14 protein-coding genes are annotated in these 16,943 nt (G+C 60.3%); all 14 read left to right on the forward strand.

Annotated features, from left to right (window positions below; translation table 11 throughout):
* Positions 1-97: 97 nt before the first annotated feature.
* On the forward strand, positions 98-892 hold the full coding sequence (locus tag RID11_RS16255; RefSeq protein ID WP_037930983.1) for an IclR family transcriptional regulator: 795 nt from the start codon (positions 98-100) through the stop codon (positions 890-892).
* Between the two features lie 15 nt (positions 893-907).
* Entirely contained in the window at positions 908-2,068 is a 1,161-nt protein-coding gene (locus RID11_RS16260) for an acyl-CoA dehydrogenase family protein (protein ID WP_037930980.1), read from the forward strand.
* 18 nt (positions 2,069-2,086) lie between these two features.
* Positions 2,087-3,241: an iron-containing alcohol dehydrogenase gene (locus tag RID11_RS16265; protein ID WP_037930977.1), complete on the forward strand. Its 1,155-nt coding sequence runs from the start codon at positions 2,087-2,089 to the stop codon at positions 3,239-3,241.
* Positions 3,241-4,443 (forward strand): CaiB/BaiF CoA transferase family protein, encoded by a 1,203-nt coding sequence (locus RID11_RS16270; RefSeq protein WP_037930974.1) that lies wholly within the window; start codon positions 3,241-3,243, stop codon positions 4,441-4,443. Before RID11_RS16265 ends, RID11_RS16270 begins: the two co-directional genes overlap by 1 nt.
* 52 nt (positions 4,444-4,495) lie before the next feature.
* Complete coding sequence (locus RID11_RS16275; protein ID WP_227511477.1) at positions 4,496-5,377, forward strand: helix-turn-helix domain-containing protein; 882 nt, start codon at positions 4,496-4,498, stop codon at positions 5,375-5,377.
* 73 nt (positions 5,378-5,450) lie between these two features.
* Complete coding sequence (locus RID11_RS16280; protein WP_007120589.1) at positions 5,451-5,909, forward strand: acyl-CoA thioesterase; 459 nt, start codon at positions 5,451-5,453, stop codon at positions 5,907-5,909.
* 149 nt (positions 5,910-6,058) lie between these two features.
* Positions 6,059-8,230 carry a ParB/RepB/Spo0J family partition protein gene (locus RID11_RS16285; RefSeq protein ID WP_009804227.1) on the forward strand — a complete coding sequence of 724 codons (2,172 nt, stop codon included), beginning with the start codon at positions 6,059-6,061 and terminating at the stop codon, positions 8,228-8,230.
* A 126-nt stretch (positions 8,231-8,356) separates the two neighbouring features.
* A complete protein-coding gene (locus tag RID11_RS16290) occupies positions 8,357-8,737 on the forward strand; it encodes a DUF3768 domain-containing protein (protein WP_009804228.1) in 381 nt (126 codons plus the stop codon).
* Between the two features lie 116 nt (positions 8,738-8,853).
* Entirely contained in the window at positions 8,854-9,150 is a 297-nt protein-coding gene (locus tag RID11_RS16295) for a hypothetical protein (RefSeq protein ID WP_009804229.1), read from the forward strand.
* Positions 9,151-9,230: 80 nt separating this feature from the next.
* Positions 9,231-9,614, forward strand: a complete 384-nt coding sequence (locus tag RID11_RS16300; RefSeq protein ID WP_009804230.1) for a DUF6878 family protein — start codon at positions 9,231-9,233, stop codon at positions 9,612-9,614.
* A gap of 1 nt (position 9,615) precedes the next feature.
* Complete coding sequence (locus RID11_RS16305; protein WP_037930962.1) at positions 9,616-10,092, forward strand: DUF6915 family protein; 477 nt, start codon at positions 9,616-9,618, stop codon at positions 10,090-10,092.
* A 105-nt stretch (positions 10,093-10,197) separates the two neighbouring features.
* Complete coding sequence (locus RID11_RS16310; RefSeq protein ID WP_037931030.1) at positions 10,198-10,827, forward strand: hypothetical protein; 630 nt, start codon at positions 10,198-10,200, stop codon at positions 10,825-10,827.
* A gap of 515 nt (positions 10,828-11,342) precedes the next feature.
* Complete coding sequence (locus tag RID11_RS16315; protein ID WP_114512584.1) at positions 11,343-15,740, forward strand: strawberry notch-like NTP hydrolase domain-containing protein; 4,398 nt, start codon at positions 11,343-11,345, stop codon at positions 15,738-15,740.
* Entirely contained in the window at positions 15,737-16,783 is a 1,047-nt protein-coding gene (locus tag RID11_RS16320; protein ID WP_064225045.1) for a DUF7146 domain-containing protein, read from the forward strand. Before RID11_RS16315 ends, RID11_RS16320 begins: the two co-directional genes overlap by 4 nt.
* Positions 16,784-16,943 lie beyond the last annotated feature (160 nt).

The raw sequence follows: 16,943 nt of genomic DNA on the forward strand, positions 1-16,943 counted from the left end.
TCCGCATAGCGGAAAAGTTTACCACAGTATTGACGCGGACGTTATCGATCGTTTAGATGTGTTTCAAGACGCATAATTCTTCCCGAGGAGGGATGTCGTGAGACCAAGGAAAGACCGCACCAAGGACGCCGAGAGACAGGACCGCGATTTTGTCACGGCGTTGGCGCGCGGCTTGGAGCTGTTGCGGGCCTTTCGGCGGGAAGGGGAAGCTCTGGGGAATGGTGAGTTGGCCGAGCGCACTGGCCTGAGCAGATCGACGGTCTCAAGGCTGGCCTATACACTGAACAAGCTGGAATACCTCAGCTACGATCCGGATACAGCACGCTATCGACTGGCCCCTCCAGTGCTTTCGCTGGGTTTCTCCTGCCTTGCAGGGATTCCGCTGCGGCAACTCGCAAAGCCCTTTATGCAGGAATTAGCCGATTACACAGGTATGCCGGCGGCCATGGCCAGTCGTGACCGACTATCGATGGTCTATCTAGAGCGGTGCAAGGGCACCAACGCCGTCACGCTGGCGATTGAGGTTGGTGCCCATATTAAACTGGCCACTACCGCGGTTGGTCGCGCCTGCATAGCGGCACACGGCCCGGATGAGCAGGCCAGAATTCTGGCCCTTGTGGAGGAACATGAGGGTGACAACTGGCCGAATGTGCAGCCCGGAATCGAAGCAGCTATCGAAGACTACCAACAGTACGGTTATTGCACGTCCTTCACGGAGTGGAAGCGTGATGTGAACGCAGTAGCAGTGCCCTTCGTGCCGACGGACGGCTCACCCATCATTGCCTTCAACTGCGGCGGTCCTTCGCAAACCCTTACGCGCGATTGGATCGAAAGCGACGTCGCGCACCGCCTTGTCGATCTTGTCCGCCGCGTTGCGGCGGTCGCACCCTGAACAATAGAGAGCATAATGGCCCTTGATACAGATACCCTTTCCCAGTTTCTCGACGCGCTCGACCGCTTCGTGAAAGAGCGACTAATCCCTTACGAGGATCGCGTCGCCGATGAAGATGTGATTCCGCCTATGCTGGTCGATGAAATCCGCACGATGGGCCTTTTCGGCATGTCGATCCCGGAGGATTTCGGCGGGCTTGGCTTGTCGATGATAGAGGAAGTGCAAGCCGCTTTCGTTCTTGGCCAGGCTTCGCCTGCGTTCCGGTCGCTAGTTGGCACAAACAACGGGATCGGCTCGCAGGGAATCATCATCGATGGAACCGACGAGCAGAAGGCGAAGTATCTACCAGCTCTCGCCTCCGGAGATATGATCGCATCCTTCGCCCTAACCGAGCCAGATGCTGGTTCGGATGCTGGCGGTCTGCGCACCACTGCGCGGCGTGATGGAAACGATTTCCTACTGAACGGCACGAAGCGCTACATTACCAATGCGCCGCGTGCCGATCTATTCACGGTTTTTGCCCGGACCAGTCCAGAGGTGAAAGGTTCTGCCGGCGTAAGCGCTTTTCTCGTCGAGGCAGGGACGCCGGGCATAACGCTTGGCCAGCCTGACAGGAAGATGGGGCAGAAGGGTTCGCACACATGCGACGTCATCCTTGACAATGTCCGCGTGCCTGCCTCGAACATCATCGGCGGGCCGGACCGTCTGAACAAGGGCTTCAAAACGGCAATGAAAGTCCTTGATCGGGGCCGACTGCATATTTCTGCCGTCTGTGTGGGCGCCGCCGAACGGCTGATCCGTGACAGCCTATCCTATGCGATTGAACGCAAACAATTCGGTGAACCCATCGCTGAAAAGCAACTGATCCAAGCCATGCTGGCTGACAGTCGCGCCGAGGCCTTCGCAGCGCGTTGCATGATCGAAGAAACAGCACGCCGCAAGGACGCTGGTCAGAACGTGTCGACTGATGCTGCCTGCTGCAAGATGTTTGCCAGTGAGATGGTAGGTCGAGTGGCCGATCGCGCAGTGCAAATCCACGGCGGTGCAGGATACATGGCCGAATATGCGGTCGAGCGCTTCTATCGCGATGTGCGTCTCTTCCGCATCTACGAGGGGACAACCCAGATTCAGCAAATACTGATCGCGCGGAATATGATCCGCACTGCAGCAGCTTAACAGGAGCGAAGACAAACTATGGACTTCAATTTCCTTTCCACCCCGAGGATCGTCTGCGAGAGCGGTGGGCTTGGCCGGATCGGCAGCCTGATGCAAGATTTGTCTTGCACCCGTGCGCTGGTCGTGACGGACCCGGGCATATTGGCCTGTGGTTTTGCGGACGAGGCAGCCGCCTCACTTAGGGCTGCTGGCATCGAGGTTGAGATTTTTCATAAAGTCAAAGCGGACCCCCCGATCGCTGTCGTCGAGGCCGCGGTAGAGGTCGCGCGGGCCTTTGGTGCTGACGGAATCATCGGACTTGGCGGCGGCAGTTCACTGGACACTGCCAAGGTCATCGCAGCGGCGGTAGCCAACGATCAACCGATTACGGACATGATCGGGATCAATCAGGTCACCGATAAACGCTTGCCACTGATTCAGGTGCCAACCACGGCAGGGACCGGATCAGAGGTAACATGGGTGTCCGTGCTGACTTCGGAAAGCCACGAAAAAAAAGCGGTATATGCACCGCAGCTTCTGCCTGACGTTGCCTTGCTAGATGCAAAGCTAACATTGGGAATGCCTCGTCACATCACAGCGGCCACGGCGTTAGACGCAATGGTTCACGCCATTGAGGCAGTAACCAGTCGCACCAGAAAGAATCCCATTTCCGATGGAATGGCGGACAAAGCGCTGGTGCTTCTCGGTCAGAACTTACCAATCGTCATGGAAACGCCTTCGGACCTGTCAGCGCGAGAGGCCATGCTGTTGGGGGCGACACTGGCTGGGATGGCCTTCATTAATGCCAGCGTGGGGGCGATTCATGCCTTGTCATACCCACTGGGAACAGGTTTCAAGGTTCCTCACGGGCACGCAAACGCTCTGGTCGCAGGACCAGTGATGAGGTTCAACATGCCCGTTGCAGAAGCTGAATATGCTCGTCTATCGCGGTTACTACTGCCCTCGCGGCCTTTTAACTCTGATGCGGCTGCGGCCCATGGCCTGATCGACGAGATGGAACGGATGCTAGTCGAAAGCGGACTTGAGTCTCGACTTTCTGGTGTCGGAGTGACCGAGGCAGCCATTCCCGGAATGGCTAATGAGGTCGTGACCGGTATCACGCGATTGCTGGAGACCAACCCGCGCGACATGACAGCCGAAGATGTGTCGCGCCTCTATCAGGAGGCGCTTTGATGGCTGGCTCATTGGACGGGATCAAGGTGGTCGACCTCAGCCGCGTGCTGGGCGGGCCTTACTGCACCCAAATGCTTGCGGATCATGGCGCTGAGGTCATCAAGGTGGAGCCGCCTCTGGGCGACGAGACCCGCAGTTGGGGCCCGCCTTTCAATGATGAACTCAGCGCCTATTTCTCTGGCGCCAACCGCAACAAGCGGTCCATCGCTATCGATCTGCAGCAACCGGAAGGGCGCGACCTGATATTGCGGTTTCTTCAGGATGCAGATGTTTTAGTTCACAATTTTAAGTCTGGTACTCTTGAAAAATGGGGGCTTGGTTATGATGATGTTCTCAGGGCACGTTTTCCTAGACTGGTACTCTGCCACGTGACTGGATTTGGTTCCGATGGCCCACTTGGCGGTTTTCCCGGCTATGACGCCGTGGTACAAGCTATGACGGGCCTCATGAGCATCAACGGCAATCCCTCCGAAGGCCCGACACGCATGGGTACGCCCATCGTGGACATCGGCACCGGTCTGATCGCCTGTAACGCTATTCTCGCCGCACTTTTGGAACGGGGCCGGTCCGGATTGGGCCAAGCCATCGAAGTGCCGCTATATGATTGCGCGATCAGCATGATGCATCCCCAAGCGGCTAATTCCCTCATGTCCGGACAGATACCAATGGCGACCGGCAATGGGCATCCAAATATCGTACCATACGACATGTTCGAAACAAGTAATGGCAAACTCTATCTGGCTATCGGTAACAATGGTCAGTTCGCAAAACTCTGTGACGTGCTTGGCCTACCTGAGGTGCCCTGCGATCCACGATTTGCCGACAATGCCGCGCGTCTTGCGCATCGGTCAGAGATGACAGAGGTCTTGTCAGAGTGCCTGGTGCAACATGACGCCTTCAAACTTGAGCCGGTGCTTTTGAAAGCTGGGATTCCCGCCGGAGTCGTTCGGAATGTGAATGAAGCGTTGGAGCATCCACACACCCGACATCGCGGAATGGTGGTATCAGTTGGCACCTACCGCGGCACCGGCGTGCCAGCACGCTTGTCGCGTACCCCCGGAGCGGTTCGCGCGGCACCGCCTCGCTTCGGGCAGCATAGTAGGCAGTTGCTTAGCGAGGCTGGACTGACAGAAGCTGAAATCGATAGATTGACTCAAGCGGATATCGTTCGAGAAGAACCGCGGATGCGCGAGACGACCTAAGCCGAAATTTCAGCTCAAGCGGACGATCGTGAAAAAGTTCAGGGAGGCCAAGATGGAAAGATTGCTCATATCACCGGACCGGATACCCGAATGGATTCCCGGCACGACTACGTTGGACAGTTCCGGGTGCAACTGGAACGGCATTACCCTGAAGGGCTATCGTTATGAGCGACAAGACGCGGCAATTCCCCCCATGCGCGACTATATGATTGTTGCATATGATGGCGCGCCAACCACTATGCGCCGCACGAGTGGCGGCCCATGGCAAAGCGCGCGCGTAGAGAAAGGTAGGATTTCCTTGCTCACGCGTGCAGAGGAATCCACTTGGAGTTGGTCCGAGCCTATCACGGTTAGACACGTCTATCTCAATCACAGCGAACTCGAAAACACGGCCCTTTCGGTCTTTGATCGTGACCCGAAGTCCATTGAGATCAATGATTGGCTATCTGCGAAGGACCCCTGTATCCTGAACTGCATCCAATTGCTAGAGAATGAGCTAAAGAACGGTGGAATCGGCCAGAGATTGATCATCGACGCCCTGCGCAGCCAGATCGCCGTTCACCTTCTGCGTCAGTACGCCAAGGTCTCTTTGACCAGCGACGCAAACTCGAACTTCAGCCCTGCTCAAAGGCAGAGAATCATCGATCTCGTTGAAAGCTGCTTAGGTGAAAACCTCAGTCTGGAAGACATGGCCGCATCTATCGGTTTCAGCCAGTTTCACTTTTCGCGTCAGTTCAAGGCGGAGTTTGGGTTGGCACCGTATGCATATGTTTTGCGCAAGCGAATATCGAAGGCCCAGGAGATGCTGAGAAAGGGTAATGCCCCCCTGAAAGTGGTCGCGCTTGACTGCGGTTTTGCAGATCAGAGTCATTTTAGTCGAACTTTTCGAAAAATGACAGGCGCGACCCCCGCCGAATTCCGGCGCATGGCATAATGACCGGAAAACTATTCCTTCCTATCGCTGTCACGCACCAGAGACAAAGAAATGTTGAGCCCGTAACGCTGCAATGAATGTACCAGAAACAGAATTTAAACCACGATTTGCCTTCGAACGCAGGATTTTCTTTGGCGACTGTGACCAGCTGGGAATCGCCTTTACTGGCCGGATTACGAATTTCGCGCTGGAAGCGATCGAGACTTTCTGGGACGATTTGCTTTCAGGCCGGGGCTGGCTTTTTCTACTCACGGAAAGAAACACGGCCATGCCTTTTGTCTCTATGGACCTACAATTCCATGCGCCGGTGAAAGCAGGCGCGAACCTAGCATGCGAGGTCTATGTGGTCCATGTCGGGGAAAGTTCAGTTGGTCTAAAAGTTGTCGGCCGTCAGCATGACTTGATTTGCTTCGAATGCGAAACGAAGTCAGTTTTCCGAGATGCTTCAACATTTGGTAAAGTCAAAATTGAAAGCTCAATTCGGCAGATTTTGCTCGCGGAAGTGGGTTCGGAAAATCAAACAGTGAGCTAGGCCTGTAGGCTTTGGAGACAGCAAAGCCTGTGCAAAACGATCTCATGTAAGGGAACACAAGAAAAAGCCAGAGAAAGGGAAGCCCGGGTGCCGGGCTTGAAAGGATAGAGAGAGGCTCTTCCGGGTCCGGCGTGACAAGGACCCTGACCATGGCCAAGACCACAACCCGCCCGAAACCCGCCACTGCGAAGAAAACCGAAGCCACTGAGTTGTCCGTGCCTGGCGGCGGGACCGACATCCGGATGATCCCGCTCGACCAGTTGGAGCCGAGCCCGCTCAACGTTCGAAAAGTTGCGGCCAGCGCCAGCGACGATGCTGAGCTCCTCGTCAGTATCCGCGAGACCGGAATTAAACAGAATCTGGTGGTTCATGCGCTGTCAGAGACACGTTTTGCAGTCGATGCCGGCGGTCGTCGCCTCAAGGCGCTGAAGCAGCTCGCTGAGGACAGCGTCATCCCCGCCGATCACCCCGTGCCCTGCCTCGTCGATGATAAGCGCAACGCCATCCTTACTTCTGCAACTGAAAACCTCCAGCGCGCGGCGATGCACCCCGCCGACCAGTTCGAGGCTTTTGAGGCGATGATCGCCGAGGGCCGCAGCGAAGACGAGATCGCGCTCAAATTCGGCGTCTCCGTCGACCTGGTGCGCCGCCGCCTCAAACTCGCCCGTGTCGCGCCCGAGATCATCGAGCAGTTCCGCGCGGGTGATCTGACCCTTGAATGCGTGATGGCTTTCACACTGACCGACGACCATGATCGCCAGCTGGCGGTCTGGAACGCAGTGAAGGGCGGCTATCACATCCATCCGCAAAGCATCAAACGCCATCTTACCGAGACCGCCCATTCGGCGAACTCGGCCATCGGGCGCTTTGTCGGCATTGAGGCCTATGAGGCGGCGGGTGGTGTTCTGCTGCGCGATCTCTTCGACGACCGCGCCAGCGCCCATATGGAGAACCCCGAACTCCTAGAGCGTCTCGCCATCGAAAAGCTGCAGGCTGCGGCGAAAACCTTCGAGGGAACGTGGAAATGGGTCGAGGTGCATCTCTCGGTGGATTACGGCGCGTTTCGCAGCTTCGGGCGGGTCTATCCGCAGGACATCGACCCCGATCCGGACCTGCTCACCGAAGAAGAACGTCTCATTGCGCGCGAGGAAGAACTGGCGGCGAAGAATGACGGCGAGGACTGGACGGACGCGGAGACGGAAGAATATTATGCCATCGAGCCGCGCCTGCGCGAGATCGAGGCCCTGCAACGCGAACGGCAGCCTTACGCGGACGAAGATCGTGCCATCGCGGGCGTGGTTCTGACCATCGGTCATGACGGCGCGCTGCGTGTCGAGAAAGGCCTCGTGCGGCCAGAAGATATCCCCGCTGCGGTCGTCCCGAGCGAAAATAGTGCTGACGCGGGTGATGCCCCGTCTCCTGTCCGCCCGAACGTGACGCCGCCAACCTCCTCGACACCGGTGCCCACCTCCGACCCGGCCGCGACCTTGCGCAAGGCGAACGGGATTTCGGCGAGCCTCGCCGACGATCTGCGCGCGACGCGTCAGCATATCCTTCGGGCGCATCTGGCGGCGGATTTCGAGGTGGCGTTCGATGCGATGCTCTACGCGCTCTGCGAGCAGGCTCTGGGGCGGTCCTACAACAACGAGGCGCTCGATATCTCGATCCGGCCCTTCCAGGCGCAGAACCGCGAGGTGCTGCATTCGGATACTGTTGCCCAGAAGATGCTCGAGGCGCTGGAGCAGGGCCTCGCCACCGACTGGATTACGCTGGAGAAGCCCGAAAACTTCCGGGCGATGTCGGCGCTGCCCATTGCCGCCAAGCAGGCGCTTTTCGCCTGGGCGACGGGTCTGGCAGTCAAGCCGCAGCTTTCCTCCGACAATCGCCCCTCCCCGATCATCGAGGAGATCGGCGCGCGTCTTGACGTCGATGTGGCGGCCTGCTGGCGCCCGACTGCTCAGAATTACTGGGGTCGGGTCAACAAGGGGCATGCGGTCGCTACCGCGCGCAAGCTCATTGGCGACGATTACGCCGAAGATCGCAATCGCGAGCGTAAGGGCGATATCGCGGCCGCGATGGAGCGGGCCTTCGCGGAAACGGCCGGCGAGACGGAAGGGTTCGACGCCGCAACGGTTGTCAGGACGACGCGCTGGCTGCCCGACGGGATGGTGTTTGCCGGTGCGGCGGAGGCTGTTGCCGACATGGCAGGCGAAGCGCCGGAGACCGAGGAGGGGGATGTGTCCGCCGAAGATTCTCTGAGCGACGCCGAGAGCGATGAACCGTCGTCCTTGCCCGCCTTCCTCAGCGAGGATGCGGCTTGACGAGCCGCACGCTGACCTGATCACGACATGAGCCTTGGGCCGTCCTCACATCGAGGGCGGCCCTTTCCGGCTGACGGGTTACCAACAGCCGATATCGGATCGGCGGGCCCGTCCCGGAGATATCCCATGACCACCACACTTGACCTCGATCCCGTTAAGGAAGCCGCACTCGTCGCTTCGCAGAATGACGCCTTTCGTCGCTCTATCCTTGGCAATATCCTCGTCACCGATGCCCCGCAGGGCCAGTTCGTGATGACCCGTGGCGTTGCAGCGCTTGGGCCCGATGCCCAGCTTGCTCTCACCCGCAGCGTGGCTTCATTTGACGCGTTCAACGCTGACAGCGACCCGCAAGGATGGCACGAGATGGGCGTCATCGACCTCGACGGCACGAAGGTCTGGTTCAAGATCGACCTGTACGACGTCGACTACACCTATGGCTCGCCTGAGCCCTCCGATCCTGATCAGACGCGCCGGGTCCTGACCCTGCTTCTGCCGTCGGAATACTGACGCCCCTTTTTCACCGACATCGCCACGGATCGCCCTTGCACAAAGGGCGGTCCTTTCGGGCTGGCGGGTTCCAAGGGGCGCGATGATCGTGTCCGGCCTGCCGCAGGAGACCAGAGATGGCCAAGACACTCGACTACCAGATCACCCTCTATCCCGCACATCGCGATGGCGCCTTCGTCGTCACCCAGTTCCAGATGCTGGCGAACTACCCCGAAAAGCGCATCGAGGCCGCGGGCATGGATGATCTGATCGACCAAGTGACGCAGTTCGCGATGGAGCACGGCGAGAGCTGCAGCGCCTCGGTGCGCTGCCTCGCTCCGCGCAAACCGCCGGGGTTCAAGCGCGCGACCGAGAATTTGTATTTCAACCTGGTTGACCGGACGGCTGAGAAACGCGGCGACGCTGCGGCCTGAAGCCCCCCAAAGGAAACCTCCGGGGCGCGGCCTGCAAGACGGTCGCCCTCACCCTCCCTCAATTCCAAAGGACCGAAGATATGACACAAGCAAATGATTTCTACGCGCAGATGCTCGAAGCCCAGAGACGGGCAGCCGAACAGCGGGTCGAGACCCGCGCGGCGCTTCTCACCGAACTGCGCGGCCTCGGCGTGACCGGCCTCGACGTGCAATATGAAGGCTATGGCGATTCCGGCAATGTCGAGGAGGTCGTCGTGACGCCTGACACGATTACCCTGACAGAAGAGCTGCGGCGACGGGTCGAAGATTTCGGCTGGGACTTTGCCTATGCGCTGAGCCCTGGCTTCGAAAACAACGAGGGCGGCTATGGCGAATTGACCTGGGCGCTCGAGACGGACAAGATCGATGTCAGCCACTCGAACCGCTTCATCGAGACCGACACCACAGAACATGAGGGGCTCTGACATGGCACATCCTCTCCACCACGCCGAAAGCTCGGCCCGTAGATTTGGCGGTGTTCCAGATGATTACCAACATGTGCATGACTGGTTTGACTCATCTAAAGAGCACCTAGGTCTCTTTGTTCACAGAGCCCAAAAACATCATACGGTCGGGATTTATGATGCCGAGCGGGTGTTCGGTCGCAGCCTGATCAACAGCGCGGGCCGGGTCGTTCCGATCCGCTGGATCGGCGAGCAGCATGTGCGCGAAGACTGCCAGGGGCGTATCCCGTCACTGGCTGACTGGCTCGGACGCATACAACCCGAACCGTGGATGGCCAATGGCCGGATCGACAACGACCCGACGCAGATCGGCAGCGATCCGCGTGCGGCCTGGGTCCAGGCGGTTGCGGGTCACCAGACCATTCTTGGCTTTGAGGATTGGCTTCTCAAGGTCTCTGTCGAGCACGTCCAGCATCGCCAGAATCGCGCCGCCGCCTGATCCGCCGGGCGGCAAACTCACCAACCATCTGATCCCATCCAGATCGACCCGCCTGCGCCACAACCGGCTTGGCGGGTCGATTGCGTTTCGAGAAAGGACATGGACATGCAAGATCCCGTCTACGAGGAGGTCCACCAGGGCCACACGATCAAGATCTACCACGACCCCGACGCTGAGGACCCACGAGAGTGGTGCAACCTCGGTACGCTGATCTGCTGGCACCGCCGCTATCGGCTGGGTGACAGCCATCAGTACGACAGCCCTGAGGCGTTCCTGCGCGATCTTGCGGGCGTCTCGGATCAGAGCGATCTCTCGATGGATCGTCTGCGGGACCGCGCCGAGCGGAAGGCAATCATTCTGCCTGTGTTTCTCTATGACCATTCCGGTCTCGCGATGAACACCGTCGGGTTCCACTGCCCGTGGGATTCTGGGCAGGTCGGTTACGTCTACGTGACGCTCGAAGCGGTCCGAAAGGAATTCGGTGTAAAACGCGTGACCAAGGCCCTGCGCGAACAGGCTGTAGACATCTTACGTGGTGAGACCGCCGACTACGATTCTTACCTTGGTGGGCGTGTCTATGGTTACATCGTCGAACAGGGTGGCGAGGAGATCGACGCTTGCTGGGGGTTTGTTGGCGCCTATGAGACGCATTGTTTGCCGGAGGCGCGGAATGCCGTTCCTCGGTCCGATCCCCATGCGCCACCCGCGACCGGTGCATTGACCGCATATCCATAGAATAACTCGCCGCCACACACCGGAACTATGGGCAGCACCCGATCGCGGACATGCATTGCTGCATTGCAGAAAAGTCATAGCCCGCCCATTGTGCGACTGCAGCATTGCTCCTATGTTCGCTCTTGTGATCGGTTCTCTCCTCCTCCCTGAGCCGATCCGGAATAATCGGCGGCATCCACCTCCTCCCGGATGTCGCCTTTTTATTTGCAGATCCCCATTCTGAGCTCTTGCGATTTCTCCTCGTTGACCATTCGGTCCCCGAGCTTGCTGTGTGTCGGGTCCGTTTCGCTGGAGGTGCCCAAAATGCAGGCACGGCCGTGTCCCAGCAGCCTGGCATGGGTTTGCGCGACAACGCCCACAGCGTCATCCCCAGATTTTGTGGATAAGTTTTCGCTGCCAAGACTTCAGTTTTCGAGGCCATGAAAGAGTGAGAGACAGGGCGGGAGGGGTGACCCCTCCCGGGTGAGAGAGTGCACGCGGGGCTCGGGGCCAACCCTCAACCCCGGAGATTGCCGATGAACGCTCACCCCCATTCCGTCCAACTTGCAACCGAGCCCGAAGCCCCTGCCCTGCCGGATGCCCCACGCTTCGCCCAAAACCTGATGCAGGCTGCGAAAATCCTCGTCCCCGTTTTCGAGGCAGGCAGGTCCATCGACGCCGCCGCACTTCGCGCCGCGATGGAAGATGCTTGCGGTGCCAGTGACACAAGTGGTGCCTGGGTCTGGAAAGACGCCTATGAGGCGGCCGAGGTCGCCCAAATCCTTATACTCTCGCGCTACGGCGCGCTGATGCAGCGTCAGGCACTGTCGCCGCAGGCCTTCCTCACCATGATCGAACGTTTCACGGCTCTGGCCCCGTCTCACACGCGCCGCTCCGAAGACAGTATCCGTCTGCAACAGTTTTCCACGCCTTTGCCCCTCGCGGCCATCGTCGCGCAGGCCGCCGGGTTTCGGGACGACGACCTGATGCTCGAGCCGTCGACGGGCACGGGCATGCTGGCCATCTTTGCAAAGATCGCTGGTGCACGGTTGGCGCTGAATGAACTTGCCGACACGCGCCGCGCCCTACTGGGGCAGTTGTTCCCCGATGCCGCCGTATCTGACCACGATGCTGCCTCGATCGACGATCGTCTTGATCGCTCGATCACGCCCTCGGTCGTGGTGATGAACCCGCCGTTTTCCGCTGCCAACCATGTCGAGGGCCGGTTTAGGCAAGCGACCAGTCAGCATGTGCTTTCCGCCCTGGCACGCCTCGCGCCTGGTGGGCGGCTTGTCGTCATCACCGGCGAAAGCTTCCGTCCCTCTTTGAAATCCTTCCAGTCGACATTTCAGCGGATCGGCCAGAGCGCCGATGTCGTGTTTTCGGCCCCCATCGACGGCAAGGTCTTCGCACGGCATGGCACCACGATCGACACGCGGTTGACGGTAATCGATAAGCGCGCGGCTGGTGCTGAAGAGACCGCACCGGCTGATATTGACGCCGCCTATCATCCGATCTGCGCGACCACGAGTGATCTTCTCTCCGTAGTACTCGCCCATTGCCCGGAACGCCGCAGCCCCCCGCCCTGCCCCACCACATCGGCCCTTTCGGTCCCGTCTCAGCCGACCCGCACCAACCTCCACGCCCTGCGCAACGCAGCACGCAAAGAAACCCGTGCGCTCGCCGAGGAACGCGCGAAGCATCCGTTCGACGACATCGAGACGGCCCCGCTCGACTACTTGCCAAAAGCCTGGAGCGAACCCTATGGCACGTTGCAGGACACGGTCTACGAGGTCTATGACCTGCAGGCGATCCGGATCGACGGCGCGGCGGAGCATCCGACAGCACTTGTGCAATCCGCCGCCATGGCCTCGGTGCCGCCGCCCGTGCCGAGCTACCGCCCCGTTCTGCCGAAGACCCTCGTTCGAGACGGTCTCCTCTCTGCGCCGCAGCTCGAAAGCGTGATCTACGCGGGCAATGCACACGAGACGCATCTCAAAGGCTTGTTCAAGCGTGGCGAGATCGAAGGCCAACTGATTGCAGCGGCTGAGGGTGACGAAGGCGCCTTCCGCCTGCGCAAGGGCTGGTTCCTCGGTGATGGCACTGGATGCGGTAAAGGGCGACAGGTCGCGGGTATCATTCTCGACAACTGGCTGCAGGGGCGTCGCAGGGCGGTCTGGGTCTCAAAAAGCGACAAGCTCATCGAGGATGCGCGACGCGACTGGATGGCGCTCGGCGGGCGTGAAAGCGATATCGTGCCGCTCTCAAAATTCCGCCAAGGCAGCGACATACGCCTGCCCGAGGGCATCCTCTTCGTTACCTACGCCACGCTGCGCTCGGCTGAACGTGAGGGCAAGGCTGCCCGCCTCGAGCAAGTGACCTCCTGGCTCGGCGAGGGGTTCGACGGGGTCATCGCTTTTGATGAAAGCCACGCCATGGCCAATGCCGCCGGCGAAAAGTCCGACCGCGGCGACAAAAAGGCCTCTCAACAAGGCCTTGCGGGCCTCGCGCTGCAAAACGCCGTGCCCGACGCCCGCGTACTCTATGTCTCGGCCACCGGGGCGACGGTCGTTGGCAATCTTGCCTATGCTTCGCGCCTCGGTCTCTGGGGCACGGGAGATTTCCCCTTCGTGACGCGGGCAGAATTTGTCGCCGCGATGGAGGCCGGGGGCATCGCCGCCATGGAGATGATCTCGCGCGACCTGAAGGCGCTTGGGCTCTATCTCGCGCGGTCCCTCTCCTATGCCGGGGTCGAATACGAGATGCTGGTCCATGAGCTGACGCCCGCCCAGGTCGCGATCTACGACAGCTACGCTGATGCCTACCAGATCATCCACACCAACCTTGAGGCTGCCCTACAAGCCTCTGGCATTTCGTCTGATACCGGCACCTTGAACCCCCAGGCGAAATCCGCCGCGCGCTCGGCGTTTGAGAGCAACAAGCAGCGCTTCTTCAACCACCTCATCACCGCCATGAAATGCCCCTCTCTGATCCGTTCGATCGAGGCAGACCTGGCGGCCGGTCATTCGGCGGTGATCCAGGTGGTGTCGACCAGCGAGGCGGTGATGGAACGGCGTCTCGAAGAGATCCCGCCTTCGGAGTGGGATGATCTGCAGGTCGATTTTACGCCGCGCGAGAACATCATGGACTACCTGATGCATTCCTTCCCGACGCGGCTCTTCGAGCCTTACACCGACGAGAGCGGGGATCTGCGCTCGCGCCCGGCCGTCGATGGCGATGGCAATCACATCATTTGCCGCGAGGCGGAGCGGCGGCGGGACGAGCTTGTCGAGCATCTCGGTGCCCTCGCCCCAGTACAGGGTGCCCTCGACCAGATCCTTTGGCATTTCGGAGGGGAGGCTGTGGCCGAGGTCACGGGGCGCAAACGGCGCATCGTGAAGACGCGGGAGGGGCGGCTCAGGGTCGAGAAGCGTCCCGCTTCCTCCAACCTCGGAGAAACCCAGGCCTTCATGGATGATGCCAAGCGCATCCTGATCTTCTCCGATGCCGGTGGCACCGGGCGCAGCTATCATGCCGATCTCGGGGCCAAGAACCAGCGCCTGCGGGTGCATTACCTCCTTGAGCCCGGCTGGAAGGCCGACAATGCGATCCAGGGGCTCGGGCGCACCAACCGCACCAATCAGGCGCTGCCGCCGCTGTTTCGACCCGTCGCAACAGACGTGAAGGGTGAGAAACGGTTCCTCTCCACCATCGCGCGCCGCCTCGACACGCTCGGGGCGATCACCAAGGGGCAGCGCGAAACCGGCGGCCAGAACATGTTCCGCGCCGAGGACAATCTTGAGAGCCCCTACGCACGCGCGGCGCTGCGACAGTTCTTCTACAAGCTGCGGGCGGGCAAGATCGACGCCTGCTCATATGCCAGGTTCCAGGAGATGACCGGGCTGACACTCGATGAGGCGGATGGCACGATGAAAGAGAATCTGCCGCCTATCCAGCAGTTCCTGAACCGCTGTCTGGCACTGCGGATCGACATGCAGGACGCGATCTTCGAGGCTTTCGGCGGGTTACTTTCGGCCATCATCGAGGACGCACGGCAGGCTGGCACGCTGGACGTCGGGCTAGAGACCCTGCGCGCCGAAAAATTCGAGATCGTCGACCGCAAGGTGATCTTCGAACATGAGGCGACGGGGGCGACGGCCACCGCCCTGACCGTTGAGCGTACGGATCGAAACGATCCGCTCACCCTGTCCCGCGTGAAAGCCATCTGCGCTGATAACAAAGGCGCGACGCTCTATTGGAACAAGACCTCCAAACGCGCGGCCCTGATGGTGAAGGCGCCGGCCTTCATGGATGAGGATGGCGTACCGATCCTGCGGGTGAAACTGCTACGGCCCATGGCGACCGAGATCCTCGCCCTCACCGAGTTCTCGAAATCGCACTGGGAAGAGATAGACGATGCGATGTTCGAACAGCTCTGGCAGGCTGAGGTCGACGCGGTGCCGCAGTTCACCACATCGAAGATCACGCTGATCTGCGGCCTCCTCCTGCCGATCTGGGACCGGCTTCCTGCCGACAACATGCGCATTTACCGCCTGCAGGCCGAGGACGGGGAGCGCGCTATCGGCCGTCTCGTCAGTCAGGAGCAGCTCCTGAATGTCTATTCACGCCTTGGTCTCGATTGTCAGATCGAGATGTCGCCGCAGGAAGTGCTCAGCGCGGTGATGGAAGCCAGGACGACCCTGAACCTCCTCGGCGGCTACCAGTTGCGCCGGTCGTTGGTCATGGGACAGCCGAGACTTGAGCTGATCGGCGCGTCGGGCGCGGCCCTGCCCCGTCTGAAAGCGATGGGTTGTTTTGCCGAGGTGATCCAGTGGAAGACTCGGGTGTTCATCCCAGTGGATGGCACTGACGTGCTGGCGCGGGTTCTGGCTGAGCACCCGGTGGGTGCCAGCGCAGCGGATGTCGCCGCATGAGCGCGCGGCGCAGCATCGCAGACCTCTCGGCCGCTCTGGCAGACCGTGCCGAGAGTTTCTGCCGCCAGTATTTCCCCGAGGGTCGTAAGCAGGGCAATTATTGGCAGGTCGGCGACACGTCCGGTGCAAAGGGCCAAAGCCTCGCCATCCGTCTGCAAGCTCAAGGTGAGCGCAAGGCCGGATCCTGGCAAGATTTCGCGACGGGTGAATATGGCGATCTCATCGACCTGCTGCAGGAACGGCTTGGGTCGGTCACGCTCAAGGAGACGCTGAGGGAGGCCCGGTCCTTTCTCGGCGAGGCCCCCTGCCCTGCCGCACCTCGAGACACCCAAAGGGCTGAGCGCCCTGATGCAGCCTCCGCCAAACGCATCGCGCGGGCGCGGAAGCTCTTTGCCGCTGGCAAGCCGGTGCTTGGCACCCCGGCCGCCACCTATCTGCAGGGGCGCGGCATCACACGGCTTGGACCTGCCCTGCGCTATCACCCTCGAGTCTTCCTGCGGCAGGGCGAGGACGATCCCGATCAGCCGCGAAGGGCCCCTGCCCTGCTCGCAAAGATCACCGACAAACGGGGCCAGATCACCGGATGCGCGCGGGTCTATCTCGACCCGTCTACCGACGGGTTGGCCACGATCGAGAGACCCAAACGGATCCTTGGGCAGCTGCACGGCCATGCCATCCGCTTCTGGGCCGGCGCGGGTCGCTCGGATCTCATCGTCGGCGAAGGGCTCGAAAACACCCTCTCAATCGGAACGGCTCTCCCGGAGTTCGACCTCGCCTCCTGTCTCACCGCCACCCATCTCGGCCTCTTCATTCCATCGCCGGGGATTCAGCGCATCTGGATCGCGCGGGACAATGACGATGCCGGACGCAATGCATCCATAAGATTGCGTAACCAACTGGAATATCGAGGAATTTCCTGCGGTTATCTCGTCCCTGAACTGGGCGATTTCAACGATGATCTGCGGACATTTGGCAGAGATGCGCTGCGCCGGTCTCTGTTAGGGGCCATGAAGGCAAACGGTCTGGAGATCGAGGACGGATGAGCGCCAGTCTCCCCGGTGATGCCGGACAGGGCAAAGGTTCCGCGGGTTCGATCTGATCCCGTTTGGATAAGGGGAGCGATGGACCGGCGGGTCGGGGCAGAGTGCCCCTCGCCCGGGCAGCAATGCCCCCCGAACCAGAAAATTCCCCTGCCCCTTCGGG

Origin of the sequence: Roseovarius sp. (assembly GCF_040219995.1) — a bacterium.
Lineage (GTDB): Bacteria > Pseudomonadota > Alphaproteobacteria > Rhodobacterales > Rhodobacteraceae > Roseovarius.